Annotated in this window: 32 protein-coding genes; 23 read left to right on the forward strand and 9 right to left on the reverse strand. The window is 63.7% G+C overall.

Going from position 1 to position 25,985, the window contains the following annotated elements; genetic code table 11:
• The first annotated feature begins 2 nt into the window (after nucleotides 1-2).
• The 4 genes from DW892_RS01880 (at nucleotide 3) to DW892_RS01895 (ending at nucleotide 5,696) form a co-directional block, all read left to right on the forward strand.
• Nucleotides 3-2,561 (forward strand): homocysteine S-methyltransferase family protein, encoded by a 2,559-nt coding sequence (locus tag DW892_RS01880; protein ID WP_199577656.1) that lies wholly within the window; start codon nucleotides 3-5, stop codon nucleotides 2,559-2,561.
• A gap of 108 nt (nucleotides 2,562-2,669) precedes the next feature.
• A complete protein-coding gene (locus DW892_RS01885) occupies nucleotides 2,670-4,034 on the forward strand; it encodes a PFL family protein (RefSeq protein WP_117765287.1) in 1,365 nt (454 codons plus the stop codon).
• A gap of 373 nt (nucleotides 4,035-4,407) precedes the next feature.
• A complete protein-coding gene (locus DW892_RS01890) occupies nucleotides 4,408-5,238 on the forward strand; it encodes a methyltransferase domain-containing protein (RefSeq protein ID WP_369831973.1) in 831 nt (276 codons plus the stop codon).
• Nucleotides 5,239-5,396: 158 nt separating this feature from the next.
• Nucleotides 5,397-5,696 (forward strand): YhbY family RNA-binding protein, encoded by a 300-nt coding sequence (locus DW892_RS01895; protein WP_006234690.1) that lies wholly within the window; start codon nucleotides 5,397-5,399, stop codon nucleotides 5,694-5,696.
• Nucleotides 5,697-5,766: 70 nt separating this feature from the next.
• On the opposite strand, the gene DW892_RS01900 is transcribed toward DW892_RS01895, so the two are convergent.
• The 9 genes from DW892_RS01900 to DW892_RS01940 all read right to left on the reverse strand — a co-directional run bounded on the left by DW892_RS01900 (nucleotide 5,767) and on the right by DW892_RS01940 (nucleotide 16,887).
• Nucleotides 5,767-8,766 carry a BTAD domain-containing putative transcriptional regulator gene (locus DW892_RS01900; RefSeq protein ID WP_117765291.1) on the reverse strand — a complete coding sequence of 1,000 codons (3,000 nt, stop codon included), beginning with the start codon at nucleotides 8,764-8,766 and terminating at the stop codon, nucleotides 5,767-5,769.
• Between the two features lie 448 nt (nucleotides 8,767-9,214).
• Nucleotides 9,215-9,943 carry a glucosamine-6-phosphate deaminase gene (gene nagB, locus DW892_RS01905; RefSeq protein WP_055251013.1) on the reverse strand — a complete coding sequence of 243 codons (729 nt, stop codon included), beginning with the start codon at nucleotides 9,941-9,943 and terminating at the stop codon, nucleotides 9,215-9,217.
• A 272-nt stretch (nucleotides 9,944-10,215) separates the two neighbouring features.
• A complete protein-coding gene (locus tag DW892_RS01910; protein ID WP_022094632.1) occupies nucleotides 10,216-10,713 on the reverse strand; it encodes a PTS glucose transporter subunit IIA in 498 nt (165 codons plus the stop codon).
• 71 nt (nucleotides 10,714-10,784) lie between these two features.
• Nucleotides 10,785-12,122: a phosphoglucosamine mutase gene (gene glmM / locus DW892_RS01915; protein ID WP_006234694.1), complete on the reverse strand. Its 1,338-nt coding sequence runs from the start codon at nucleotides 12,120-12,122 to the stop codon at nucleotides 10,785-10,787.
• 123 nt (nucleotides 12,123-12,245) lie between these two features.
• The gene (gene rpsI, locus DW892_RS01920) at nucleotides 12,246-12,641 is read right to left on the reverse strand and encodes a 30S ribosomal protein S9 (RefSeq protein ID WP_022094634.1); all 396 of its coding nucleotides are present in this window, start codon (nucleotides 12,639-12,641) and stop codon (nucleotides 12,246-12,248) included.
• 2 nt (nucleotides 12,642-12,643) lie between these two features.
• Nucleotides 12,644-13,087 carry a 50S ribosomal protein L13 gene (gene rplM / locus DW892_RS01925; RefSeq protein WP_022094635.1) on the reverse strand — a complete coding sequence of 148 codons (444 nt, stop codon included), beginning with the start codon at nucleotides 13,085-13,087 and terminating at the stop codon, nucleotides 12,644-12,646.
• 194 nt (nucleotides 13,088-13,281) lie between these two features.
• The gene (locus tag DW892_RS01930; protein WP_117765293.1) at nucleotides 13,282-14,160 is read right to left on the reverse strand and encodes a patatin family protein; all 879 of its coding nucleotides are present in this window, start codon (nucleotides 14,158-14,160) and stop codon (nucleotides 13,282-13,284) included.
• 568 nt (nucleotides 14,161-14,728) lie between these two features.
• A complete protein-coding gene (locus DW892_RS01935) occupies nucleotides 14,729-16,240 on the reverse strand; it encodes a recombinase family protein (protein WP_117765295.1) in 1,512 nt (503 codons plus the stop codon).
• 2 nt (nucleotides 16,241-16,242) lie between these two features.
• Nucleotides 16,243-16,887, reverse strand: a complete 645-nt coding sequence (locus tag DW892_RS01940; RefSeq protein ID WP_117765297.1) for a LexA family transcriptional regulator — start codon at nucleotides 16,885-16,887, stop codon at nucleotides 16,243-16,245.
• Between the two features lie 115 nt (nucleotides 16,888-17,002).
• Here DW892_RS01940 and DW892_RS01945 point away from each other — a divergent pair, with 115 nt between their 5' ends.
• The 19 genes from DW892_RS01945 (at nucleotide 17,003) to DW892_RS02025 (ending at nucleotide 25,985) form a co-directional block, all read left to right on the forward strand.
• Nucleotides 17,003-17,197 carry a helix-turn-helix transcriptional regulator gene (locus tag DW892_RS01945; protein WP_114513521.1) on the forward strand — a complete coding sequence of 65 codons (195 nt, stop codon included), beginning with the start codon at nucleotides 17,003-17,005 and terminating at the stop codon, nucleotides 17,195-17,197.
• 22 nt (nucleotides 17,198-17,219) lie between these two features.
• Nucleotides 17,220-17,558 (forward strand): hypothetical protein, encoded by a 339-nt coding sequence (locus DW892_RS01950; protein ID WP_117765299.1) that lies wholly within the window; start codon nucleotides 17,220-17,222, stop codon nucleotides 17,556-17,558.
• A 3-nt stretch (nucleotides 17,559-17,561) separates the two neighbouring features.
• Entirely contained in the window at nucleotides 17,562-17,807 is a 246-nt protein-coding gene (locus tag DW892_RS01955; protein WP_117765301.1) for a hypothetical protein, read from the forward strand.
• A gap of 88 nt (nucleotides 17,808-17,895) precedes the next feature.
• The gene (locus DW892_RS01960) at nucleotides 17,896-18,096 is read left to right on the forward strand and encodes a hypothetical protein (RefSeq protein WP_117637854.1); all 201 of its coding nucleotides are present in this window, start codon (nucleotides 17,896-17,898) and stop codon (nucleotides 18,094-18,096) included.
• The gene (locus DW892_RS10365) at nucleotides 18,084-18,482 is read left to right on the forward strand and encodes a hypothetical protein (RefSeq protein WP_158551308.1); all 399 of its coding nucleotides are present in this window, start codon (nucleotides 18,084-18,086) and stop codon (nucleotides 18,480-18,482) included. Before DW892_RS01960 ends, DW892_RS10365 begins: the two co-directional genes overlap by 13 nt.
• A gap of 26 nt (nucleotides 18,483-18,508) precedes the next feature.
• Nucleotides 18,509-18,844: a RusA family crossover junction endodeoxyribonuclease gene (locus DW892_RS10370; RefSeq protein ID WP_187364964.1), complete on the forward strand. Its 336-nt coding sequence runs from the start codon at nucleotides 18,509-18,511 to the stop codon at nucleotides 18,842-18,844.
• A complete protein-coding gene (locus DW892_RS01970) occupies nucleotides 18,841-19,398 on the forward strand; it encodes a hypothetical protein (RefSeq protein ID WP_117765305.1) in 558 nt (185 codons plus the stop codon). Before DW892_RS10370 ends, DW892_RS01970 begins: the two co-directional genes overlap by 4 nt.
• 42 nt (nucleotides 19,399-19,440) lie before the next feature.
• Nucleotides 19,441-19,737 (forward strand): hypothetical protein, encoded by a 297-nt coding sequence (locus tag DW892_RS01975; RefSeq protein ID WP_117765307.1) that lies wholly within the window; start codon nucleotides 19,441-19,443, stop codon nucleotides 19,735-19,737.
• Complete coding sequence (locus tag DW892_RS01980; protein WP_117765309.1) at nucleotides 19,725-21,008, forward strand: ParB/Srx family N-terminal domain-containing protein; 1,284 nt, start codon at nucleotides 19,725-19,727, stop codon at nucleotides 21,006-21,008. The genes DW892_RS01975 and DW892_RS01980 overlap by 13 nt, the downstream gene beginning before the upstream one ends.
• Nucleotides 21,009-22,019, forward strand: a complete 1,011-nt coding sequence (locus DW892_RS01985) for a DUF1351 domain-containing protein (RefSeq protein ID WP_117637859.1) — start codon at nucleotides 21,009-21,011, stop codon at nucleotides 22,017-22,019. It begins immediately after the preceding gene.
• Between the two features lies 1 nt (nucleotide 22,020).
• Nucleotides 22,021-22,593: an ERF family protein gene (locus DW892_RS01990; RefSeq protein ID WP_199410671.1), complete on the forward strand. Its 573-nt coding sequence runs from the start codon at nucleotides 22,021-22,023 to the stop codon at nucleotides 22,591-22,593.
• Nucleotides 22,594-22,947, forward strand: coding sequence for a hypothetical protein (locus DW892_RS01995; protein WP_117637860.1), 354 nt, complete (start codon nucleotides 22,594-22,596; stop codon nucleotides 22,945-22,947). It begins immediately after the preceding gene.
• Complete coding sequence (locus DW892_RS02000; RefSeq protein ID WP_117765311.1) at nucleotides 22,944-23,516, forward strand: single-stranded DNA-binding protein; 573 nt, start codon at nucleotides 22,944-22,946, stop codon at nucleotides 23,514-23,516. Before DW892_RS01995 ends, DW892_RS02000 begins: the two co-directional genes overlap by 4 nt.
• A gap of 19 nt (nucleotides 23,517-23,535) precedes the next feature.
• Nucleotides 23,536-24,237, forward strand: a complete 702-nt coding sequence (locus DW892_RS02005; RefSeq protein ID WP_117765313.1) for a conserved phage C-terminal domain-containing protein — start codon at nucleotides 23,536-23,538, stop codon at nucleotides 24,235-24,237.
• The gene (locus DW892_RS02010; protein ID WP_117765315.1) at nucleotides 24,221-24,949 is read left to right on the forward strand and encodes an ATP-binding protein; all 729 of its coding nucleotides are present in this window, start codon (nucleotides 24,221-24,223) and stop codon (nucleotides 24,947-24,949) included. The genes DW892_RS02005 and DW892_RS02010 overlap by 17 nt, the downstream gene beginning before the upstream one ends.
• Nucleotides 24,936-25,331, forward strand: coding sequence for a hypothetical protein (locus tag DW892_RS02015; RefSeq protein WP_117765317.1), 396 nt, complete (start codon nucleotides 24,936-24,938; stop codon nucleotides 25,329-25,331). The genes DW892_RS02010 and DW892_RS02015 overlap by 14 nt, the downstream gene beginning before the upstream one ends.
• Complete coding sequence (locus tag DW892_RS10280; RefSeq protein WP_147336072.1) at nucleotides 25,328-25,576, forward strand: hypothetical protein; 249 nt, start codon at nucleotides 25,328-25,330, stop codon at nucleotides 25,574-25,576. Before DW892_RS02015 ends, DW892_RS10280 begins: the two co-directional genes overlap by 4 nt.
• 11 nt (nucleotides 25,577-25,587) lie before the next feature.
• Nucleotides 25,588-25,797, forward strand: coding sequence for a hypothetical protein (locus tag DW892_RS02020; RefSeq protein ID WP_117637865.1), 210 nt, complete (start codon nucleotides 25,588-25,590; stop codon nucleotides 25,795-25,797).
• Nucleotides 25,794-25,985: a hypothetical protein gene (locus DW892_RS02025; RefSeq protein ID WP_117637866.1), complete on the forward strand. Its 192-nt coding sequence runs from the start codon at nucleotides 25,794-25,796 to the stop codon at nucleotides 25,983-25,985. The genes DW892_RS02020 and DW892_RS02025 overlap by 4 nt, the downstream gene beginning before the upstream one ends.

The following is a 25,985-nucleotide window of genomic DNA, read 5'->3' on the forward strand; positions in this document are numbered from 1 at the left end:
CGATGTCTACTCCGCTTATCACTCATGATTCTGACGGTACTGCGCTGGCGGCACCTGTCAATACTGCGCGCTGCAACGGCGCTGTGTACAAGACGCGCACGATCGATGACCTGCGCATTAAGGACGATCGCCTGCGCGCCGCCATCGAGGGCACAGGGCATCTTCTGTTCGACGGCGGTATGGGCACCATGCTGCAGGCAGCCGGCATGAAGGCCGGCGCCCTGCCCGAGCTGCTCAACTTTGAGGAGCCCCGAGTCATCACCGACATCCAGCGCCAATACGTCGAGGCCGGATGCGACGTGATCACCGCCAACACCTTTGGCGCGAACGCCCACAAACTCGACGGCGCCGCCACCGTGGCCGATGTCTTTGCCGCCGCCGTCGCCCGCGCCCGCGCGGCCGGCGCGGGCTATGTCGCCGGTGACATCGGCCCCATCGGCGCGCTGCTTCGTCCCCTGGGCACCCTGAGCTTTGACGAGGCCTACGACCTCTTTGCCGAGGAGGTGCGCGCCGGCGTCGCCGCGGGCGTGGACCTCTTTATTATCGAAACCATGACCGACCTAGCCGAGATCAAGGCTGCCGTCCTCGCCTGCCGCGAGAACTCCGACCTGCCCGTTTTTGCCACCATGACCTTTGAGGAAGACGGCCGCACCTTCCTGGGCACGAGTCCCGAGGTCGCTGCCATCACGCTCGACGCGATCGGCGCCGACGTCCTGGGCATCAACTGCAGCCAGGGACCGGCCGAGCTCCGAGGACTTGCCGCACGTATGCTCACCGTTACCGACAAGCCCGTTATGGTGCAGGCCAATGCAGGACTCCCCCGCGTGGACGACGACGGTAACACCGTCTTTGACATCCAGGCCCCCGAGTACGCCCAGGCCGTCGCCGGCATGATCGCCGACGGCGTAAGCGTCGTGGGCGGCTGCTGCGGAACCACGCCGACGCACATGGCGGCACTTCGCACCCTCATCGACAATCACACGCCCAGCCCGCGCCACCGCAAGCCCAGCATGTCGGTCACGAGCGCTCAGACGGTCGTGGACCTTCCCTGTGACGGCCACAAGATCGCCGTCATCGGCGAGCGCATCAATCCCACCGGCAAAAAGCGCCTGCAGCAGGCCCTGCGCGACGGCGACCTGGACTACGTCGTAAGCCAGGGCATCAGCCAGCAAGAGCAGGGCGCCGACATCCTGGACGTCAACGTGGGCCTGCCCGAGATCGACGAGGTCAAGATCATCCAACAGGCGACCGAGCAGCTCCAGGGCTCCACGCTGCTGCCGCTGCAGATCGACTCCACCGACCCCGCAGCCGTCGAGGCCGCCGTGCGCCGCTACGCCGGCAAGCCCATCATCAACTCGGTCAATGGCAAGCAGCAGATCATGGATGAGATCTTTCCGCTGGTCGCCCACTACGGCACCAATGTCGTCGGCCTCACGCTCGACGAGGGCGGCATCCCCGATACCGCCGAGGCTCGCTTCGCCATCGCCGAGCGCATCGTGGCCGAGGCCGCCCGCTACGGCATCGGCCCGGACCGCATCCTCATCGACTGCCTGGTCATGACCGCCTCGACCAATCAACGCCAGGCCGAACAGATCCTGCGCGCCATGTCCCTGTGCAAGGAGCGCCTGGGCGTCAAATGCGCGCTCGGCGTGTCGAACATCAGCTTTGGCCTGCCCGCTCGCCCGCTGCTGGGTTCGGTCTTTTTGGCCGCCGCCTTTGGCGCGGGCCTGGACGCCCCCATCATGAACCCGGGCTCCAAGCGCTTTATGGACACCGTCTACAGCTATCGCGTGTTGAGCGTTGAGGATGAGGGCTCGACCGGATACATCGAGCGCTACGCCGGCTGGACCGATCCGTACAAGATCGCCGCGAACCCGGCGGCGGCCCAGGCGGTATCGACCGACGCCGCGCCCGCCGCTGGCACCGCCGGCACCGACGGCAACGACGACCCGATTCGTCGCATGGTCGTCTCGGGCCGCAAAGGCGAGATCGCGGCCGAGACCGAGCGTCTGCTGGCAGATCACGACGCCATGGACCTCATCAACAACCACTTTATCCCCGCCCTCGACGAGGTCGGCGTCCTCTTTGACCAGGGCAAGTTCTTCTTGCCGCAGCTTATGGCCTCGGCCGAGGCCGCGCGCGTGGGTTTTGACACCATCAAGCGCCTGATGCCCGCCGGCGAGATTGCCGACAAGGGCAAAATCTGCGTGGCCACCGTCAAGGGCGACATCCACGACATCGGTAAGAACATCGTCAAGATGCTGCTCGATAACTACGGCTATACCGTCTTTGACCTAGGCCGCGACGTCGACCCGCAAGAGGTGCTCAAGACCGTGCGGGAGCGCGACATCAAGCTCGTCGGCCTCTCGGCGCTTATGACTACCACGGTCGTCGCCATGGAAGAGACCATCAAGCTGCTTCATGCCGAGGTTCCGGGCGTCAAGATCATCGTGGGCGGCGCCGTGCTCACCCCCGAATACGCCAAGCAGATCGGTGCGGACTACTACGCCAAGGACGCCGCCGAAAGCGCTCGTATCGCCGAAGAGGTCTTTGGCCGGTAACACAACGGAAACAACCCCGCACCAAAACGTGCCGCACGCGTCACGAGACGTGTGCGGCACGTTAGAATAGAGGGGACTATGCTCGTTTTGGCAGATAGGAGCGCAAGGATGGCGATCACGCCCGCAGAAATCGCGGAAACCCGCGGCATGGTTGAGGAACAGAACCTCGACATCAGGACCATCACTATGGGTGTTTCGCTCATGGGTTGCGGTGACGAGAACCTCAGCCGCATGTGCACGAAGATCTACGACCACGTGACGCACACGGCTGAGCACCTGGTCGAGACCGCCGAGAACCTCGAGCGCGAGTACGGTATCCCCATTGTCAACAAGCGCGTTTCCGTCACCCCGGTGGCGCAGATCGCCGCATGCTGCAAGGATGAGGACCTCACCCCTATCGCGCACGCCCTCGACCGCGCGGCCGAGACGCTCGGCATCGACTACCTGGGCGGCTTCTCCGCACTCGTCCAGAAGGGCATCGGCGACGCCGATCGCCGCGTTATCCAGTCCATCCCCCAGGCGCTCGCTACCACCAGCCGCGTCTGCTCCAGCGTCAATGTTGCTAGCCTGCGCGCTGGCATCAACATGGACGCCGTGCTTATGGCCGCCCAGACCATCATCGATGCCGCTAAACTCACGGCCGACCAGGATTCCGTCGGCGCTTCCAAGTTTGTCTGCTTTGCTAACATGGTCGAGGACTCCCCGTTTATGGCGGGCGCCGTCCACGGCGGTGGCGAGGCCGACGCCGTCATCAACGTAGGCGTCTCGGGCCCCGGCGTTATGGCCGCAGCCCTGGAGACGCTGCCCGATTCCGCATCGATGATGGAAGTCGCCGAAAAGATTAAGCAGACCGCCTTTAAGATCACCCGTGCCGGCGAGCTCATGAGCCGCGAGGCCGCCCATCGCCTGGGTGTCGAGAAGGGCATCGTCGACCTGTCGCTGGCTCCCACGCCTGCCATCGGCGACTCCGTCGCGCGCATCCTCGAGATCATCGGCGTGGGCACCTGCGGTGGCCCGGGCACGACCTGCGCGCTCGCCATGCTCAACGATGCCGTCAAGAAGGGCGGCGTCATGGCCAGCTCCAGCGTGGGCGGTCTCTCCGGCGCTTTCATCCCCGTGTCCGAGGACGCCGGCATGATCGCCGCCGTCGAAGCCGGTGCGCTTTCGCTCGAGAAGCTCGAGGCCATGACCTGCGTGTGCTCCGTCGGCCTGGACATGATCGCCATCCCCGGCGACACCCCGGTCGAGACCATCGCCGGCATCATCGCCGACGAGATGGCCATCGGCGTCATCAACAACAAGACCACGGCCGTCCGCGTGATTCCCGCCATCGGCAAGGGCGTGGGCGACTGCGTCGAGTACGGCGGCCTGTTCGGCCGTGCACCCATCATGCCGGTGAACCCCAACGCCGGCACCGTGCTTGCCCATCGCGGTGGACGTTTCCCGGCGCCGCTGAACTCGCTGAAGAACTAGCTGAGGGGGACTGGCGAGGAGCCCCGGGGAGGGCAAATATATAAGGTCGCCTGCTCGGACAGTCCTGGCTCGCACGGAGAGCACATTAAGTGCTCTCCGGCTCGTGCGGAACTCGCGATCGACCTTATATATTTGCCCTCCCCGGGGCTCCCGCACAACGGGCCCTCGGTTGGGTTCTATCCCTTTGGCAGTCGCTTCGCTTCTGCCCTACTTTGCTGGTATGGCGGTTTGGCGTTGGATCGGTTCTTTCTGATATATGCTGGTTGCGGCTCTTCTTTTGGGAGGAGTCGCTTTTTTGTTGCTAGGAGGTTGGCCCGTGGCTGATGGGGAGAATCGTTCTGAGCTGCTTTCCACAGATTGGAATCTGGAGTGGATGCGTCTGCAAGCTGATCGGCGGCGGGCTGACGATTCTTTTGAGTGGGATAAAAGGGCTCGGCATTTTCGGCCGTTGGAGACTGCCCCTTATGCTCGGGATTTTATAAAGCTGCTGGCGCTTGAGCCCAGCGAGTCGGTACTCGATATGGGGTGCGGGGCTGGGTCGATTGCTATTCCGCTTGCTCAGGCTGGGCATCCTGTGATTGCTGCTGACTTTTCCCCTGCCATGTTGGGCACGCTTGATGCTGGCATTGAGTACTATGGGCTCGAAGATCGCATTACGCCGCTTGAGCTTGCTTGGGACGATGATTGGGATTTGGTTGGGCCGGTTGCCAAGACTGTGGATGTTGCCTTTGCCAGTCGTTCCGTCACCACAAATGACCTAAAAGGTGCGCTTGCCAAGCTCGACCGTACGGCTCGTCGCCGTTGTGCTGTCACGATGGTCGCTAACTCCAGCCCGCGCTATGATCTGCACTTGATGAACGCTATCGGCGCCTCGGTTACCTGCAGTAATGGCTTTGTGTACGCCTTCAACATCCTCATTCAGATGGGTGCCCTGCCGCAGGTCACGTACTTTGAATCGCCGCGTCGCGATACCTTCGACAGTCTTGAAGCGGGCGTGGCGGACTTTTCCCGCATGCTTGAGCATGGCAACGAGGATAAGGTCGACCGTCTGCGCGACTACATCGCCCAACACATGATCGAGAATCCCCATGCCGGTGAGCCGGGCTCCAAGGGTGTGCCGCAGGGACGCTACATGCTCGACCACGTCCGCAAGGTCCGTTGGGCATTTATTGCATGGGATCCAGTCTCTGCGCCCAGCTCATAGCCTGTTCGCAGCCCACGCCGCCCACTCACTCGGCATCCGCATTCTTTTTGAACTGGGCAAACGCGCTCCACACCGCGCCGTTCCTGCGCTATCGTGGGACAGCTCACGTAGATTAAGGCCCCGTCGCGGGGCGCCCCATACATAGAAAGCGAGAACCCATGGCACTGACAGGAGCCCAGGTCAAGCAGCTTCGCAGCATGGCCCATCACCTCAACCCCGCCATCATCATCGGCAAGTCCGATGTCAACGAGGGCACCGTCGAGCAGACGGTCGCCTACCTGGAGAAGCACGAGCTCGTTAAGTGCTCCGTGCTCGATGGCTCCAGTCTTTCCGCCCGCGAGGCCGCCGAAGAGCTCGCTGAGCGTTGCCACGCCGAGGTCGTCCAGGTCATCGGCCGCAAGTTCTCGCTGTATCGCGAGTCCTCGCGCAAGGACATCGAGAAGATCAAGCTCGTCTAAGAGCCAATGATCCGGCGAGCCAACACATAGCAAGCTTACGGGTGCCCAAGTACTTCGGGCGCCCGTTTTTTTATCGCTCGACCAGCACGCGATTGAGCCGCCCCTCCACCAAGCGCTCGTATAGATGCCGCGTCTCGGGCTCGGGTACGCCATTGACCTGTTCCCTTAGATGGTGCATATGCCCGCTGTATAGCTCGACGATATCGCGCCGCCGCCCCGCCGCACTGTAGACGCGCATGGCGCAGCGCACCATATCCTCACGCGCCGTTTCCTGTCGAAGCCCCGACTCCGCCAGCCAAATCGCCGACTGCAAATCGTTTTCTTCTAGAGCGGCATTTGCTCCCTTAATCATGCAATCGATGAACTTTGACTGCATAATGCGTCGCATACGCAAAAAGTAGGTGGGGTTACAGCCATTGGGAACATACAGCGGCCCGGCATAAAGCTGCTCAATCTTAAGGCACAGCTCAACTAAATGGGGCCCGCGCGCACCCGTGCGATTTCCCAAAACCTCGCGGCTTATCTGGTCAAACAGTCGTACATCGGTCTTGACGTAGTCGCCGTTGAGTCCGATGCATTCATTTTGGATGAGCACACACGACTTGCCATCCGGCGTCGGTCCCAAAGCCGACCGCAAGCGCGATATCGTCGAGTACAGGTTGTTGCGGGCGCTATTGAACTCGGCATGGGGCCACAACTCCATGGCCAGCGTCTCACGATCGACGAGCGCATCCATGCCCAGCGCAAGCCGCTCGGCAAGTGTCGCCGCCTTCTTGCGCCGCCACATTTTGTCCGTGATGGGAAACCCATCGCGCTCGGCGCGAAACGCACCAAACATGCGAATCTCGATATGGTCGATGGTATCAACGGCTTCAACCTCGCCGGCCTGGAACAGGCGCTCGCCCTCCCCTTCCAGATCGTCGCGCAGCGAATACCGCGATAACTCGCGCACGGGAAGCTTCTTGCGAATCCTGGTCGCCGGCTCGCCCAGACAATGCATGGCAAGGCGCGCAAAGAGCCGATACGATGGCTCTAGAATCCCCGCGCGATTCATGGACATCCAGGCCGCAAGATCGCTGTCTCGGCCCGCACAGGCCAAATGCAGCGCCACCATCCAGGCCTCCGCTCCACCAACCTGCGTCTGGCTTATATCGAGTAGCTCCGCTTCCTCGCGCACCGAAACCATCGAAGTGTTACGCAGATACGCCGCGCGCTCCAACAGCAATGCGTTATCGCGCATGTACGCAATCGACTCCTCGGCAAGTTTGAGCACTTGGACCGCACGGAACTTTGCATTAACCGGCCGTCCCTCTGCCAGCGACTGCCAGCCTTCTAGCAACAGGCCAAACAGCTGAATCTGGTTGTCGCGCATGCGCACGGCAAAACGATCGAGCTCGTTGAATGCCGCGTCGTCGGTTACCGGCAAGCCGGAAAGGAGCCGCCGTGCCGCCAACACCATGCGCACCCAGATAGCCATCGCCTTGAGCCCACGTACGTCGAGCGCCTCCCGCACCACCGTCATCTCGTCGTCGCGCTCGTCGGTTCCCGCAAACGACCCGTCAAAAAGCTCCACCAGCATGCTGTCGGCCCGTATAACAATCCCCGCGATGTCGAGCTCGCAGTCGTAGGCCTTGCTCGTTTTGAGCTGCTGTAGAACGCCGCCGTCATCTCCCCGCTCGGTCAGGCAGCGCTTGACCTCGATATGCGCGGACAACATATCGAGCGCGGTATGGGATGTCTCGATTTCTGGCACGGTCAGGTTCGTAGGAAGCCCAAGCCCGTTGTCCCCATAGCAAACAGCCGTCAGTGTCTGGGCCACCCTCCATGAAACAGGGTCTATTTCGCAGGCCGCCCGTTCGCCCCCGCGCTCGATGACCGATGCCATATAGCGAGCGAGCTTTGTATTGGACACGCTGACCGCTGCCAGATATACGCCAAGCGCCTCGGCAGGCGTTGGCTCTGGAGCCGGATCCTCGGCATCGATCGTGCCCAGCGCTGCTCGGCAGATATCGGCCCCGTGCCCCGTCAGAGCCAGATCGACCCCATACTGCCCAGCAAGTTCAAGGACCGCATCACGGTCCAAAAAGGCGTCCGCCAGGCCCATCGCCGCATCGCATCGGCCCGCCTTAAGCAAAATCCGGGCCGCCCTCGGAACAAGTTCGGGGCGAACCTCGGCCACCAACTTACGCAAGCGCAAGCGTCCGTTATCCTCCGTGCCCAGACACGTAAAACTCCGCTCGGCAGGGTCCAAGCCAAAGATCGGGTAGTCGCGTACGAAGTAGGACTGGTCGACCATCGATAGCCTCACCCCGCAAGCCTCGAGTTCTGCGATATTGCCCTCGCCCATCAAAATCATGAGACATGCCACGCAAAACAGTGCATTATTGTCGAGCGAAGCCAGGTCGACAAGTGCCGCGCCATATACGTTGACAATCTCGTTTTCGAGCAGACCGGCTACGTCGCCTTGGCCATACAGACCCGTCTGCAATGCCGAAACGAGCTCGGGCACGCCCTGCGTGAGCTGATAAAAGTCGAGCGATGTGCTGATCGAAAACGCCGATGCCCACGCCGAATACTCATAGGCATGCACCTTGAGCATCTGCGCATTGATCTTAACCGAATCGCCCAGCCCATGAATCAGTTGACGATTTGAAGGACGGCAGGAGATAAAGACCCCCACCCCCATAGCGCGCAGGCCGCGAATCCTGTCGATGAGGTCTTCGGTATCGTGCTGATCGAGGTTTGGCACATTATCAATCGCGATAAGGGAGTGCGGTTTGTCTTTGAGTTCTTCGGTAACCACCTCGAGCTGCATAAACACCTCGCGCCCAGTGGCGCGATCGGCCTCGATAATCCGCACGGGGCCTCGCGTCGGGTCGCATTTAACCTCATGGGTGTACTGCAGCAGCACCGAGGTCTTCCCAAACCCGTCGGGCGCATAAAGAACCACGATGCCGGCCTTTCGGCCCTTGGCGAGAAGCTCATTCATCAAGCGTTCGCGTCGCACCATATAGCCACCGCCCAGCGGCATCAGCTCGAGGTCGTCCATACTGCCCAAATCGTTTACCATGCCCGCTCCTCAACTCGACCGTATGGACACTGTAACCGCAAGACCATACAAGCCGCGCTATGAATAGAGCGACCTTGTGTTCTAGGTTGTCTTTTGGTACGCAAGCGGCAAGTTTTTGTACAGCGAGGGCCGATTGTTATTAATCCCCCGACTAATCGGTCTTTAAGCAGGTAAATGAGCTTGTCAGCTTGTCCCATCTAAGCGGCAGTGTAACGCAAATGAACAAGGTTCAGCTATGTCATTCAACTCGCCTAGCACCCGCTACCGTCTACGACCTTTTAGTGGCATTTTTGCATAGAATCTGGTATGGAATGAATCAAGCTGTTGGGCATCCGGCATTCGTCAAGCTTGCGGCAAGATTTTGGTCAAGCGGGCGGAGAGGGATAACAAAAAGGCCCCCGCAAAGCGGAGGCCTTAGGCAAGGCTATGTCGAGATGCAGGATTCGCGCTACTCGCAGAGCGAAAGGGCGGCCTCGTCGGCAACGACAACGCAGTTGGTGTGCAGCTGCAGGATCGAAGCCGGGCACGCGGGCGTAACCGGACCATAGCACATGTCATGCACGGCCTGAGCCTTGGCCTCGCCGTTGGCGACGACTAGGATCATGCGGGCATACATGATGGTCTGGGTACCCATGGTGTAGGCCTGACGGGGAACATCGTCGATGCTGTCGAACAGGCGGCTGTTGGCCTGAATGGTGCTCTCGGTGAGGTCGACGCAGTGCGTGCCCTTGGAGAAGTGGTCATCGGGCTCGTTGAAACCGATGTGGCCGTTGTTGCCAATGCCGAGCAGCTGCAGATCCGGGTAACCGGCGGCGGCGACGATCTTGTCGTACTCAGAGCAGGCAGCGGCGGCGTCGGGGTTGGAACCGTCGGGCACATGCGTGTTGTTCAGGTCGATGTTGATGTGATCGAAGAAGTTCTCACGCATAAAGTAGTGATAGCTCTGGGGATCGTCGTGCGAAAGGCCGCGATACTCGTCCAGGTTGTAGGTGCTGACCTCGGCAAAGTCGACGTCGCCCTTCTCGTACCAAGCAGCGAGCTGCTTGTAGGCACCGATCGGGGTGGAGCCGGTGGCAAGGCCCAGCACACAGTCGGGCTTGAGGATAACCTGCGCCGAGATGATATTGGCGGCCTTGCGGCTCATATCCTCGTAGTCTTTAGCTTTAATGATCTTCATTACGCGTCCTTTCTCGTACAAGAGAGGCAAGGCTCCCCTTACAAGCACTTGCCCGCGGCCCGCGTCGGCCGCAACCAACGTGTGCGGCCACCAGGGCGAGGTCGCGTAATGTATGTGTCTCGTGTCTAGCCGCGTCGAGGCCCCTGCCCGTCCACGGTGACCCGAAGCCTTTTAGCTTCGGACAAATCCCATCTTGCCACGGAGGGCGTCCTCTTTCAAGGGCGCCCTCCGTAAACGTGTTTGAATTGTAGGCTAATGGCCACGTGCACTTGCTAGCGCTCGCGAGCAACGATGAGCTGGTCCATCTCTTCGACATGCACGCCAACGGAGCCCTTGATACTCGAGAACTCAACGGAGTTGCACACCAAGATGGGAACCGTCACATCGTAGCCCTCGGCAGCAATTGCCTCGCGATCGAACTCAATGAGCACATCGCCCTTATGGACGATGTCACCCACTTGCGCATGTACGGTAAAGTGCTTGCCCTCAAGCTGAACAGTGTCTAAACCAACGTGGATGAGCACGTCCAAGCCATCGACCGTGTTAAGCGCAACAGCGTGTCCCGTAGGAAAAATGGCCTCGACCTTGGCATCAGCCGGTGCAATCACACGCGTGCCGGTAGGCTGAATCGCCACGCCCTGGCCCAAAAGGCCGGTGGCAAATGTCTGGTCGTTTACCTCGGACAACGGAATGACGTCGCCCGAGATGGGAGCATCCAGCGTAAGGACTCGACCACGCATACCAAAAGACCTTAGGACTTTAGTGAACATGCTCCCCCTCGGACATACCAATCGACCAAAATAGCCTTAACAGTTTACCACTTGGCACTCGTTTTTGACCATTAGGGAAGTTCGCGCTTGACAACCTCGACGATGTCGTCGACAACGCGCTGGGTCAGCTCGTGCGTCTCGGCCTCGGCCATAACGCGGACCAGCGGCTCGGTACCGCTCGGACGCACCAGAATGCGACCGCGGCCGTCAAGTTCCTTCTCGGCAGCAGCGACGGCATCCCAGATGGGCTGGCAATCGTCCAGACCAGCCTTGTTGTCGGAATGCACGTTGACGAGTACCTGCGGGTACTTCTTCATGATGCCGGCAAGATCAGTGAGGGTACGACCGGTGCGCTTGAGCACGGCCAGCAGCTGCAGAGCCGTCACCAGGCCGTCACCGGTGGTGTTGTGCTCCAGGAAGATGATGTGGCCGGACTGTTCGCCGCCGATGACGGCGCCATCCGCGAGCATGCGCTCCAGAACGTAGCGGTCCCCCACGGCGGTCTGAACCATCTCGAAGCCCTGCTCCTTCATAGCGATGGAGAAGCCAAGGTTGCACATGACGGTCGAGACGATCTCGGAGTTGGCGAGCTTGCCGCGGGCGGCAAGGTCAGAACCGCAGATGGCCAGGATGTAGTCGCCATCGATCTCGTTGCCCTCGCTGTCCACGAACAGCACGCGATCGGCGTCGCCGTCGTGGGCCAGGCCGATGTCAGCATGGGTGCGCAGCACGAGCTCGCGCAGGGGCTCAAGGTGAGTGGAGCCGCACTCAACGTTAATGTCAGTGCCGCAGTAATCGGTGTTGATGGCATGGACCGTGGCGCCCAGGCGCTGCAGCGCGGCAGGCGTGGTCTGGCAAGAAGCGCCATGACCGCAGTCGACGGCAACGACTAGGCCATCGAGCCTCAGGCCATCAAGTGTATCGATGGCGTGGTCGACGTATGCCTTGCGAGCGTCCTTCATCTTGATAATGTGGCCCACACCGGCGCCAGTCGGCAGCGTATCGGCAGCCATGGCTTCCTCGGACATGACCCAGGCGCTGATCTCTTCCTCGACAGCATCGGGAAGCTTCATACCCTTGCGGCTAAAGAACTTGATGCCGTTGAACTCCGGCGGATTATGCGAAGCAGAGATGACGATGCCGCCGTCGAGCTCGTTTTGGACGGTGAGCAGCGCCACGGCCGGCGTAGGGATAACGCCGCAGCAATGCGGACGGCCGCCCTCTGCCATAATGCCAGCGGTCAGAGCACTCTCGAGCATGGTACCCGAAAGACGCGTGTCGCGGCCGATGCAGATGTCCGGGCCAAGGAACTTGGTCGCCGCGCGGCCCAGGCGAAACGCGAGGTCGCACGAGAGGTCGGCATTGGCGACGCCACGGACGCCGTCGGTACCGAAGATGTTCTGGGGCATAGGATCGCTCCTTCCCTAGCAGGCGATATACAACCGCCCACCCTAGTCGAAAAAGAAAAGCGGGACCCGCCGAGGAATCGGCAGGCCCCGCTTGTACATTGTATCTCGAAAGGAGATAAAACCTTAGCGCTTGGAGAACTGGGGAGCGCGGCGGGCCTTCTTGAGGCCGTACTTCTTGCGCTCGACCACGCGAGCATCGCGCGTAAGGAAACCGGCCTTCTTGAGGTCAGCACGGTAGTCGCCAGCGTTCAGAAGAGCGCGAGCGATGCCCAGACGCAGAGCGCCGGACTGACCGGAGATGCCGCCGCCATCGCACAGAGCGATAACGTCGAACTGACCGGCGGTGTCGGTCACCTTGAAGGGAGCAAGGGCGTTCTCAACGAGCTGATGACGGCCGAAATACTGCTCGGCGTCACGCTTGTTGATGGTCACCTTGCCGGTGCCGGGGACGAGACGGACGCGGGCGACGGCGTTCTTACGACGGCCGGTACCCTGGTAGACAACGGTGTTCTCAGCCATCTTTAAGCCTCCAGCTCAATCTTCGTGGGGTTCTGGGCAGCATGCGGATGCTCGGCACCAGCGTAGACCTTAAGCTTGGTCATCTGGGCACGGCCGAGGGTGGTCTTGGGCAGCATACCGCGAACGGCGCGCTCGATGACCTTCTCCGGGTGCTTCTCCATAGCCTGGCGGAAGCTCTCAGCCTTGAGGCCGCCGTTGTAGCCGCTGTGGCGATAATAGGTCTTCGTGTCGGCCTTGTTACCGGTAAGCTGGACCTTATCGGCGTTGATGACGACAACGAAGTCGCCGCAGTCGCTGTTGGGCGTGAACTGGGGCTTGTTCTTACCGCGCAGGATCATTGCGATCTGGGTGGCAAGACGGCCCAGGACAGCACCATCGGCGTCGACGAGAACCCAGTTGCGCTGGACCTCGCCCTGCTTGGCGTAGTGAGTCGATTTCGAAATCACTTAGACTCCTCCATGTACAGTACGTGTTGTTACAGAGATTCACGGGGCTCTGCAAGTAACCCGTTCATATTACCCCGCTCGCCGTACGAGTCAACAGGTATTTTGGCTCCGACCAGAGTTTCTGCACATGTCATCCACGAGCCGTGATTTTCCAGCTCTTTAGCTGTTGTCATTTTTTTGAGGGTTCGCCGTCGCTAGCGCTCAACGAACTCTTGGATTTCCGCGAGCAGGCGCTTTGCCTCCTGACGACCCTGGATATACAGGTCCAAAAGCTTTGCCGAATCGTGCTCGACATGGCCGACCTCGACCGGCTTTTGCGGAGCGACGACCAACGCGCGGCCCTCGCGCTCATACTTCCACAGGTGCATACGCTGGATGTTGTAACGGTCGTGGCGCGTCTCGATAGCCTCGAGCAGATAGGGGTAGTCGGCATAACGCGCACGCGCGGCCGGCAAAAACTCGTAGGGCTTTTTCTCGTACGAGCGGTCCTGCGTGACAATGACGACCGCACGGTCGAAGCCCGCCTCCTCGAGCACATGCTCGATAGGAACCGAATCGGCCACGCCGCCGTCGACGTATTTGTGCCCGTCAATCTCGACCGGCGGCGTCACCAGCGGCAGCGAGGTGGAGGCGCGCACAGCATCGAGGTCGAGCACGGCGCTTTTGACCGGCAGGTAGGCAGCGGTTCCAAACAGCATGTCCGTCGCGACGGCGTACATCTCGATGGGGCTCGCGTTGAACGCCTCGTTGTCAAAGGGATCCAGGCGGTCCTGGATATCGTTGAAGATAAAGTCGTAACCCACGATGGAGCCCGTGGATGCGAAGGATGCGGCACCCATGTAGCGGTTGTCATTGCAGAAGGTCAGGTTGATGCGATTGACGCGACCGATCTGGTGTGACTTGTAGTTGACGCCGTTGAGCGCACCGGCCGATACGCCATATACCGCCGGAATTTCGACACCGGCCTCCATGAGAACGTCGAGCACGCCGGCGGTAAACTGCCCACGAAAACTGCCACCCTCCAAGACGAGCGCGACCTTGCCGGCGTTCTTTGCCTTATCTTCTGCAGTCATATTGACCTCCTGCGATTGCGTTTTGACTTTCTTCTACCCAGTTTTGGGATGGAGGGCGCATGGGTTTTGGAGTTGAGGGGGCGGCTGGCGGAAAGCACGTCCCGTTCTGAGGGGCGATTCCGGGATGCGCTTTCCGCCTGGGTTGCCATGGGGAAAGCATGTCCCACTCTACGGCTCGATTCCGGGTCGCAGCTTCCACTTGAGGCGTCATCCGGAAAATGTATCCCATTCCGAGCTTAGATTCCGGGATGCGGTTTCCGCCTGGGCAGTCATTGGGAAAACGCGTCCCACTCTGCGTCACTGAGGCGTTTTCTTTACGCCCGCGCCCTGCATAGAGTTCGATTCTCCGCGGTACGGGGGATCCGTTGATGCTGGGCGAGGCCAGCTGAAATTCGTTAAACATCGCATCTATATTGGGCTGAGGCTTTGCGCGAAGAATCCGCGTATTTGCTTCGCAAATACGCACCGGCTTCGGCCGGCTGCCGCCGCCCTCGCCCGCGGGCTACAAACGCTTCGCGTTTGCTTAACGCCCGCGCCCTGCACAGAGTTCGATTCTCCGCGGTACGGACTAGAAATAAAAAGACAGGTAGATACGAATATCTACCTGCCTGTTACTTATGGTGGAGCTGGCGTTCATTCGGTCGAACACCTCGCCACCTGGACCTATAGCGCCAGGCAGCGACGGATTATCGCCCAAGCCAGCAGAATCGTCAAACGTGAACGCCACGCGCAGGCCGTCGTCATCGTCGGGGCCGCCCAGCACCACGCGCGCCACGAACGTGCGCAGGAGCTGCGCGTCGTCCACCTCGGCGGCGGCCATGCCCTCAAGCCAGAACAGCGCGCGGTCGTAGTCAAGGCGGGCGGCCTCAAGGGCCTCGGCCGTGCGCAGCTCGTCCTTGAGGAGCGCCTGCCGCTGCTTCAGCGCGTCTATGCGCTCCTTGCCGCCCGGCGGCGCGATGCCCGACTCGATGGCCGTCCATATGTTGGAGAACGCCGTCTCGATCTTGGCCAGCTCGCCCTTTATGGTCTCGCTCAAGGGCTTCTCGTCGGCGCGCTCCTCCTCGGCGTCGGCCAGCATGCGAGCGATGCGCTCGCGGCTGTCGGCGCTGCCCAGGGCCTCGCGCACGGCGTCGGCCACGCGCTTCTCCACGACATCGCGGCGCACGGTGCGCCCGCAGCTGCGGCAGCGGTAGTAGTGATAGGGCCTGCCCGACTTGCCCGTTCCGCTGGTGCCGGTCATCAGCCCGCCGTCTCGCCCGTCGTAGAGCTTGCCCGTGAGCGGGAAGTCCCACGCTTCGGTCTTGGCGCGGGGCCTGTGCGAGTCCTCAAGCATCCGTATCACCCTCTCCTCGTCATCCATGGGAACGATGGCGGGCATGCCGCCGGGCACGACCACGCCCGCGTAGCGGTACTCCCCGCCGTTCTCCCGCCGCATCAGTATGCGGCGCACCGTCTGGAAGCGCCACTTGCCGCCGCGCTTGGTGCGGTACGGCTCCCAGGCGCGCACCACGTCGGCCACCGACTTGCCCGACAAGACCATGCGCACGCCCAGGCGGATGGCGGCGGCCTCCTCCTCGTTGACCACGTAGCGCCCGTCCACTATGTCCCAGCCGTAGCGCACGCAGCCGTTGGCCATGCACCGCTCGGCGTTCTTCTGTATGCCGTCGCGTATGCGCTCGCCGTCGAGCGCGCTCTCGTACTCCGCCAGCACCTCCAGCATGCCCAGCTGCAGCACGCCCGCCGAGCCGTCCGAAATATCCTCGCCCGCGTACAGTATCTCGACGCGGCAGCGGCGTAGCATGATGCGCGCCATGGCCATCTCGTCGCGGTTGCGCATGATTCGGGTAACTTTATATATGACCACGAAATCGAACAGCCCTCGCTTGGCGTCGGCCATCATGCGCTGGAACTCGGCGCGGTCGGTGTTGGTGCCCGTCTGCGCGAAGTCGCAGTACGTGGCCACCACGCGCAGGTCGTTCTCGGCGCAGTAGGCGCGGGACTTCTCCACCTGTATCTCTATGGACTCGCCGCGCTGGTTGTGGCTCGAGAAGCGGGCGTATATCGCCGCGCGCCCGCCCACGGCTACTCCATCTCGTCGGCGGCCTGGAACCACACCACCGTGCCCACCACGCGCACGGGGCCGTCGTCCATGCCGAAAATCATGTCCTCGTAGTCCTCGAAGCTATCCGCCGACAGCATCAGCTTGGTGCTGCCCTTGTACCAGCGGCGCATGACCGCGCGGTAGTCCTCGGTCTCCACCACGGCGATGGAGCCGTTGGCGGGCTGGCGGTCGGGGTCGACCAGCACGTGGCTGCCCTCGGGTATGACGCGGTTCATGCAGTCGCCCTCGACCTCCAGGGCGAACGCGCGCGGGTGCCCGGCGCACACGGAGGCGGGCACCTCAACGCGGTGCGCTATCTCCTCCTCGTCGGCGAGCGCGCCGGCGTGCACGCGCCCGAGCGTGAGCAGCGGCACGGTGGCGCTGCTGGCCACCACGGGCATGGCACCGGCGGGCAAAACAACGCCATCTGTTCCCTCGTCAATAACCTCGCCTTTACTGATATTGAAATAATCCGCAATACGCTGAACTGCGCCCATGCGAGGCACTGCTCGCCCGTTTTCCCACTGAGATACGGCCATAGCGGAGACGGCGGCAACTTTGCCGAACTCCTCCTGCGTCATGTCGTGCTGCGTCCTAATCCTTCGGATGTTCTCGGCTATGCTCACGTGTCCTCCTTCCGCTGCGACCGTTAAAATCTTTTTACAGAATATGACAAATCTTCTTTACAGTCACTATATGTTTGGTTATAGTCTTAGGCATACCAAGCAAGGAGGTGATTCGATGGAATTGGTTGATGCGCGCAAGAAGGCACGGTACTCACAGGAGGCCGTGGCTGGCCTTCTCGGCATCTCGCGGCCCACGTACGCAAAGATGGAAAGCAACCCCGATAGCGTGACTATCGAGGACGCCAAAAAACTGGCAAAACTTTTCGGCGTGCGTGTGGCTGATATTTTTTTCGGCAGCAACGATAGTTAAACCTATAGATAGGAGAGAAACCATGACCACCAAGAGCCACCAGCCCGAGTTCGTCGCCGAGATCATCGGCAAAACGCTCGACCACCTCATCGACGACCGCAAGCGCGTGGCCGTCAACTTCGGGCTGGCCGAGAACGGCTGCATGGAGGAGACGCACGTCAGCCTCAAGCGCCGCATCGCGGCCATGTGGGGCTTCCAGACGAGCGGCATCGAGCTTCTGGAGGCGAGCACGACCTGGTTCGAGCTCGGCGGCATGCAGTTCAACGTCTACGACTCCGTGCAGTTCAGCGTGAACGGCAAGGGCTGGAGCACCGACTTCAAGACCATCGCGCGCGACACCGCGTACGACGAGAAGGAGTAGGCCATGCTGAACGAGGTGACCGTACGGGGGGGGTTCACCGCCCTCAACGTGAAGAGCGGCAAGTGCGTGCTGCAGTTTGAGCTGGACCCGAAGTTCCGTGACTTCATCCCCAAGCTGGTGGAGTTCACGGGGCAGATGCTCAACATCCACGTGTACGACGACCAGGAGGTGATGTTCGTGGATAGGGACACCGGTGAGGTCGCCTACGAGGACGCCCCGCTGCTTCTGCCGGGCGTCGCGGGCGAATGACCCCGATACAGCGCGCCATGTGCGACGAGTGCGCCGCCATGATGCGCGAGTTCTACAAGGACCCAGAGAACGAGAGGAAGTTCCAGGAATGGAAAAGATCAAGGGAAAGAGGGTGCGCGTCGCAGCCGGCAAGCGAAAGACGCGCACCGCAACGGTTCACTTCCGAACCGAGACCAGTGTAACACCCGAGCAGCGCCGCGAGAGGCTGCAGGCCGTTTTCGCCGCCCTGTTCGTCTGCGCGTGCATCGCCGCCACATGGGCGCTGGAGGCAACAGTATGGCCGAGGTAGACGCCAAGGCCCAGGCCCTCGTGGCCAAGGCGTGCGGCTGGGTTGCCTCGAACCCCGATACATGGGCGAAGCTGCGCCGCATCTGCTACCGCCTGATGCTGGAGGGCCACGTCATCCAGCGCGACAACGTGTACACCCTGGCGTGCCAGAACGGCATGACCGTGAGCGAGGCCAGCGAGTTCAAGCGCGACCACAACCTGTGGAGCGTGCTGTCCCGCTACATGGTGCTGCAGCGCCCCTCCATGCTGGCCGCCGTGAGCTTCCGCCGCACGCCGGTGGACTCCGTGGACCTGGTGGGCACGTGGGAGGCCATCGTGGGCCCAGCCGTTTTCGCCGCCTCCACGCTAACCGAGGCGCAGGGCATCTACGACAGGGGCGCGCAATGAGGTGCACCGTCACGGTCGAGGGCCGAATGCCGAGCCTGAACGACTACATCAGCGCCGAGCGCGCCAACCGCTACAAGGCGGCGGCCATGAAGAAGCGCGAGACGGCGCGCGTGAGGGCGGCGGCCATGCAGCAGCGCGCGCCGCGCTTCGAGCGCCGGGTGACCGTGCGCACCACGTTCTACGAGCCCGACATGCGCCGCGACGCCGACAACGTGGGCTTCGCGCGCAAGTTCGTGCTCGACGGCCTGGTGGCGGCGGGCGTAATCAAGGACGACTCCCGCAAGTACGTGGAGCAGTGCCCCGACAGGGTGCTCACCGACAGGGCGCGCCCCCGCGTGGTCGTGGAGGTGAGCGACGAGTGACCCGCCGAGACAAGGGCAGGCCACACAGGGCGTGGCGCAAGGCCGACCTCGACCGCATAGCCGAGCTGGCGGGAAAGGTGCCCGCCCGCGAGATTCGCCGCGAGCTGCGGCTGTCCAAGAACCAGTTGGATAACGCGCGGCGCGTGATCAACGCCAGCGGCGGCCACGTGTCCCTGCGCTGCTACCGCCACCGCTTGGAGCTGTGCCCGTCGTGCGGGTGCCGCAGGGCGACCCTCGGCAAGGACGGCATCTGCGAACCGTGCAGACGCCAGCAGCAGCTTGAGGCCATAGAGGCCCGCATAGCCGAGCTGCTGCCGAGGCTGACCGCAGAGGAGCGCCGCACCTACGAGCGCACCGAGTGCGGCCGAGAGAGCCGCGCCGACCCCATGCCGCAGGCCCCGGACACCTCGGGCATGAGCCGCTACGCCGCCGACAAGGCAGCAGAGGCGCACGACGAGGCCATGGAGCGGTGGCTGTGCCGCTACCTGTACCGCAGGGTCAAGGCGGCGCAGAAGCGCAAGGAGCGCATAGAGAAAAAAGTTCCGAAATCCTGAAAAGTTTTTATCACTTTTAGTTTTCCCAGTTAGGAGACCCAAATGCTCACGGAAATCATCAGCAAGACCGTCGCGGACAAGACGGTGGACAGCATCCTGAAGCGCATCGAGCGCGCCGTCCCCGTGCCCGAGCCGGGCGACGGCGGCTTCGACGCCGCCATGCGCCAGGCGTTCAACATGGGGGCCGCCTGCATGGCCGCGCAAATCAAGAACGGCCCCGTGCCCACCAAGCGCATCGCGCTCATGGGCGAGGTGGCCCGCGTGGCGTGCCGCGCCCGCCTGGTGGGCATGGAGTGCCGCGTGGTCGTAGACGAGGAGGCCCGCGCATGCAATCGCTAGAGGAGGTCGCGATCTGCGACGTGTACCCCTACGAGCGCGCCGACGGCGAGCCGATGAACCCGCGCGACTTCACCACCAGGGAGAGCGCCGAGCACATCGCGGGCCTGGCCGCGCAGTTCAAGGCCAACCGCCTCAACCCCGGCCAGCCCGTCATGAAGCCCATCCTGTACAAGGAGGGCGGCATCTACTGGATCATCGACGGCGAGTGCCGCGTGCGCGCCATGAGGGCCATCGGCACCGAGCGTTTCCTCGCCGAGGTCTACGACGACCTGGACGACGCCGAGCTGGCGCGCGTGGAGGCCGCCAAGGCCATGGTGGAGACCGACGCCAAGCTGGGGCTGACCGCCGAGGAGAAGTCGCGCGGCGTGCAGACCATGCTGGCGCTCGACATTCCCGACGAGGAGGTGGCCGTGGCCGCCCGCACCGACGCGGGCACCGTGGCCAAGGCGCGCCGCGCCGCCCGCAGGGTGCAGGACGCCGCCTACGACATGACGCTCGACCGCCTGGCCGCCATCGCCGAGTTCGAGGGCGACGACGAGGCCGTGGCCGAGCTGCGCGACTGCAAGCAGTCCGAATGGCAGCGCGTGTACGCGGGCCTGAAGGCCGAGGCCGAGCAGAGGCGCAACCGCGCCGAGGTGGTGGCGGTGCTTGCCGACGCGGGCGTCGAGTTCGTCGACGAATGCCCCGAGGGCTTCGCCGCATGCCGCACGTTTTCCGACTACCGCCCCGACCTGGCGGCGCTGGACGCCTACGTGGCCGACAACGCGGGCGCGGGGCTTCTGGCCGAGGAGACGTCGTTCGGCGTGACCCTGCTGGCGCCGGTGGCCGAGGGGGCCGACGAGGCCGCACAGGCCGCAGCCCAGCGCAAGGCCGACTTCCAGGCCGCCTACGAGGACGGCGCGAAGGCCCGCCGCGAGTGGCTTGCCGCCCACGCGGGCGACCTCAAGTCGATGCGCCGCACGGCTCTGGCGCTGACCGCGTTCGTCATGGAGGCCGAGGCCGTGAAATCGTTCGAGGAGCTGCTGGGCCGACCCATCGACCGCACGCCCACCGAGCTGGCCGTGGCCATGGGCTGGCGGTCAGCGTGGAACATGAGCGGCTGGACGGCCTGGAGCCTCATGGAAGGCGGCAGCTCCGTGTACTTCAACCGAGCGACGGTCGAGAACGTGACCATCATCTACGAGGCCATGAAGGCCGACGGCTACGAGCCGAATGCGGCCGAGACGGAAACCTACGAGGCGTGCATGGCGCGCCTGGGAAGCGAGGAGTAAATGAGCGAAGCAGTTGAGGCCGAGATCATCGAGCCCGAGGAGGCGTCAGAGCTGACCGTGGCGTACTCCCCCGCCGTGATCGAGGCCAACTTCGACGCCCTGGAGGCGCACGTGCGCAGGCTGGTGGCCGACTACGAGGGCGCGACCTACGACATGGGCAAGGACGAGAACGTGAAGGCCGCCAAGCGCGACCGCGCCTACCTCAACGGCATCGCCAAGGAGATAGACGAGCGCCGCAAGGCCGTGAGCCGCGAGTACACGAAGCCCCTAGCCGCGTTCGAGGACAGGTGCAAGGCCGTGGCGGGCATCGCGAAGCAGGCAGCCGACGGCATCAAGGCGCAGCTGGACGAGGCCGAGGAGGAGCGCCAGCTGCGCGCGTACGCCAAGCTGCGGGAGCACTACGAGGAGTTCGCCGGGCTGCTGGCCCCCGTCGTGCCCTATGAGCGTTTCCACGAGAAGCAGTGGACCAACAAGACCTTCGGCGAGGTGAAGGCATTCAAGGCCCTGGAGGCCAAGGTGGAGCGCCTGGCCCAGGACTGGGAAACCCTCAAGGCGCAGTTCCAGGGCGAGCCGTTCTACGACGAGGCCGAGCGCGAGCTGTTCGCCACCCTGGACCTGGGCGCGGCCATAACGGCGGCGCACAAGGCCGAGGAGGAGCGCCGGCGCATCGCCGAGCTGAAGGCGGCCATGGAGCCGGAACCCGTGGAAGAGCCCGAACCCGAACCCGAAGCGGTGCCCGAGCCCGCGGAATGCCAGCCCGCAGAGTTCCCGCAGCCGCTTGAGCAGATGCCCGAGCCGCAGCCCGCGCCCATGCCCGCCCCGGTGCCGCCAGCGCCGCCCGCACCGGCACCCGTGGCCATGGCGGGCGACCCGTGGACGGTCGTGGTGCCGTGCGCCACGCGCGAGCAGATGCAGGGCGTCGCGGCGGCCCTCAAGGCGCAGGGCGTCGTGGGCACCATCATGCACGGCACGGTGGGCCAGGTTTACGAGCGGATGAACGGAGGCTACTAGCATGACCCAGGAACAGCAGTCCATCGACCTCATGGCGGCCGTTGCCCGCGTGCAGCGCGCCGTGGTGGTGCCCAAGGCCAAGTACAACGCTTTCGGCAAGTTCAGCTACCGCAGCTACGAGGACATAGTGGCCGCGCTGAAGGAGCCGTGCGCCAAGGAGGGCCTGGCGTTCTTCATGACCGACGAGCTGGTGCAGATAGGCGACCGCTACTACGTGAAGTCCACGGCGTGCGTGTTCCCCGCCGAGGGCGGCGAGGGCCTGCTGCAGGTGAGCGCCTACGCCCGCGAGGACGAGCACAAGAAGGGCTCGGACGACGCCCAGGTGACCGGCATGGCGTCGAGCTACGCCCGCAAGTACGCGCTGTGCGGCGCGTTCGCCATCGACGGGCAGAGCGATCCCGACGCCATGGAGGAGCAGCCCGCGCCCGAGGAGAAGCAGCCGCCCGCAGACGGCCCCTTCACGGCCCACTGCCGCAGCTGCGGGGCGCGCTACCAGTTCGCCAGCATGCCGCAGTACATGGAGTTCGTGGCCAACAGCCCGTGCTGCCCGCGCCCCGACTGGCAGGTGGAGTAGATGCAGGCGCTCACCGAGGAGCTGGACGAGCTGACCGACAGGCTGGAGGCCGAGCTGAAGACCTGCAAGGAGTCGGGCTGCCAGTACGCCGAGAACGAGGCCGAGTACCGCAAGGCCCTGCGCATCGCCATCCTGAACGAGCGCCAGAAGGGCACGCCCGTCACCATCATCGGCGACGTGTGCCGGGGCCAGGAGCAGATAGCGGAGGCCAAGCGCCGCCGCGACTGCTCCGAGGCCATCTACAAGGCCTCGCAGGAGGCCATCAACGTAATCAAGCTGCGTATCCGCATGGTAGACGCGCAGATCACCCGCATCTGGAACAGCGGGGACGTAACCCAAGGAGGGTATCTATGAGCATCAACCGCGTGTGCATATCCGGCAACCTGACCCGCGACCCCGTGCTGCGCTCCACGTCTGGCGGCATGTCCGTGCTGTCCATGGGCGTGGCCGTCAACGACCGCCGCAAGAACCAGCAGACCGGGCAGTGGGAGGACTACCCGAACTTCGTGGACTGCACGCTGTTCGGCACCCGCGGCGAGAAGCTGGCGCAGTACCTCGCCAAGGGCAGCAAGGTGGCCATCGAGGGCAAGCTGCGCTACCGCAGCTGGAACGACCAGCAGACCGGCCAGAAGCGCAGCGCGCTGGAGGTCGTGGTGGACGAGCTGGAGTTCATGAGCGGCCAGCAACAGCAGCAGGGCTACGCGCCGCAGCAGTACGCGCCCCAGGCGGCCCCGCAAGCGCCGCAGGCCCGCACGTACGGCCAGGGACGCCCCGCCCCGGCACCTGCGCCGCAGCAGCCCGCCTACGCGCCGCAGCCGGCCACTCAGCAGGCGTACGCGCCACAGCAGCCCGCGCCGCAGCAGCAGGCCATGCCGCAGCAGCAGGCCATGCCCGATCTGTACGACGAGGATATCCCGTTTTAGGGAAGGCGACGGCGACACTATGGGCATGGTTATACACGACGACTTCTGGGCGGCCGCGCAGGCCATGCCCGAGAAGCAGCGCGCGCCGTTCATCTACGCCATCGTCGAGTACCGGTTCACGGGCAAGGAGCCGCAGGGTAGCCCCGCGTGGCTGCCTACCTTCCTGGTGCTCAAGGGCAGGCTCGACATGGGCGACGAGAAGAGCGAGCGCGCAAGGAAGGCGGCCAACGCCCGCTGGGGCAACAGGCCGGGGAAGGAAGACGCGGTGGACGATGCGGCGGCACGGGCGCAAGCCGATGCGCAAGCACATGCGGGAGCATATGCGGATGCAGATGCAGTCGCACATGCGCAAGCAGATGCGGATGCACATGCAGGCGCATCGAGTTGCGGCAATGCAGAGGTTGAGGTTGAGGTTGAGTATATAGATAACCCCTTAATCCCCTTTGACGAAATCGTGCATGCGCTCAACGAGGCAGCCGGCACCCGCTACCGCTCAAGCAGCGCCAAGACCCGCAGGCTGATACACGCCCGCTGGGCCGAGGGCTACCGCCTCCCCGACTTCCTGGCCGTTATCGACACGATGGCAGCCGAGTGGGCGGGCGACCCGAAGATGGCCAAGTACCTGCGGCCCTCCACGCTGTTCTCGCCGAAGTTCGAGGACTACGTGAACCGCGGCCCGAGGACCCGGAAGGAGGCCGACGGCTATGCCGAGTACGACTGAGTGCCCCCACTGCGGGGCGCAGCTGGAGGTCCGCTACGTGGTGCTGGCTGGCCGCCGCACCTTCTGCGGCTGGAAGCCGTGCGGCTGCCCGGGTGCCGTGGCGGAGCGCGACGAGCGTTCGCGCCTTGAGGCCAGGGCCAAGGCCGAGGAGGCCGCAGCCAAACGCCGCCGGACCTACGAGCGGGCCGGAATCAAGCCACGCTTCATGACGGCCGCCTCCCCCATGGCCGAGGGCATTGCCGCGAAGGTTGAGCAAGGGCGCGGGGCGTACATCTGCGGCCCCGTGGGAACCGGCAAGACCCACCTGGCGAGCGCCGTGGCGCGGCTCCTGGTGGACGGCGGCACCAGCGTGAGGGTGACCGACATGCTGGGCGTGCTGGCCGCCATCAAGGGCACCTACGGCGGCGACGGCACCGAGGACGGCGTGCTGTCCAGGCTCTCCCGCGTGGGGTGCCTGGTGCTGGACGACCTGGGCAAGGAGTCCCCCACCGACTGGACGCTGGGGCAGGTGTTCCGCGTCGTGAACGACAGGTACGAGAACATGAGGCCGGTCATCGTAACCACGCAGTACGGCAAGGGCGACCTCATACGCCGCCTGGCCAAGAACGGCGACGAGGAGACGGCGGTGGCCATCGTGAGCCGCCTGTCGGAGATGTGCGACAAGTACGAGCTGCAAGGCAAGGACAGGAGGCTATCGAATGGCAAACGTTGACACGCTGCCCGAGATCCTGCGCCCCCTCATGGAGGGGCCGAGCATCGAGACGCCCAGGTGCGCCGTGTGCGGCGCGCCGTGGCCGCTCAACCGCCACCACATCGTGAGGCGCGGGGCGGGCAAGCTGTTCCGCGACGGGCGCGAGGTTCCCAAGCCCACGGTGATGCTGTGCGGCAGCGGCAACGGCAGCGGCTGCCACGGGCTGGCGCACGCCAACCGGCTGCACTTCCGCTGGGTCAGGGCCGAGCAGAGGTTCAACCGCCCCGCCCCGCCGGGCTCGGGGCACTGGGAGTACCTGCTGCTGCCGGAACCGACCAAGTACGCGGATGCCCTGGCCATGGACGGCTGGGGTTGGCTGCCGAGGGGCAGGCGGTGCATGTGAGCGGGTACGAGCCTTCAAGCGGGTGGAACCTCCCGCCCGGGTGCTTCGAGTCCGACCCCAGGGCACCGTGGAACCGGCCCGACCCGTGGGAGGGCCGCACGTGCCGGGAGTGCCGCTTCTGCGGCCGCGTGCAGGGCGCTGGCGGCGAGGCCGTGTGCGCCTGCGACGCCATGACGGGCGGCGGCCCCGACGTGGAGGCGGTAGACGAGACAAGCGAGGCATGCGAGTGCTTCGAGTTCGAATAGGAGACGAAACGATGAAGAAGATCTACGCGGTGGCCACGGAGAGCGACGTGGTGCTGGCGTTCGAGAGCAGATCGGACGCAGACGAGTACGCAGGCGAGCACGACGGCATGGCGGTGCTGCCGGTGCCGTGCGTGGGGGCCTACGAGTTCCCCAGCGAGCGGCCGGAGACCGACTGGGACCGAATCGCGGAAACGCTGCCGAAGGGAGGCGAGCAGGCATGAGGCTGTACATGTGCGCATGCGAACGCTGCGGCAAGGAGGTGCCGGCGACCCTGGCGGGTTACGCCAAGATGGTGCTGAGGAACAGCGCGCGAATCGACGGCAAGGCAAGGGCCTTGTGCCCGGAGTGCGCCGAGAGCCTGCGGGCGTGGTTCCTCGCAGGCGCGGTGAAGCCGGAAGGAAGGGAGTAG

Origin of the sequence: Collinsella sp. AM40-7AC, assembly GCF_003468125.1 — a bacterium.
Classification (GTDB): domain Bacteria; phylum Actinomycetota; class Coriobacteriia; order Coriobacteriales; family Coriobacteriaceae; genus Collinsella; species Collinsella aerofaciens_O.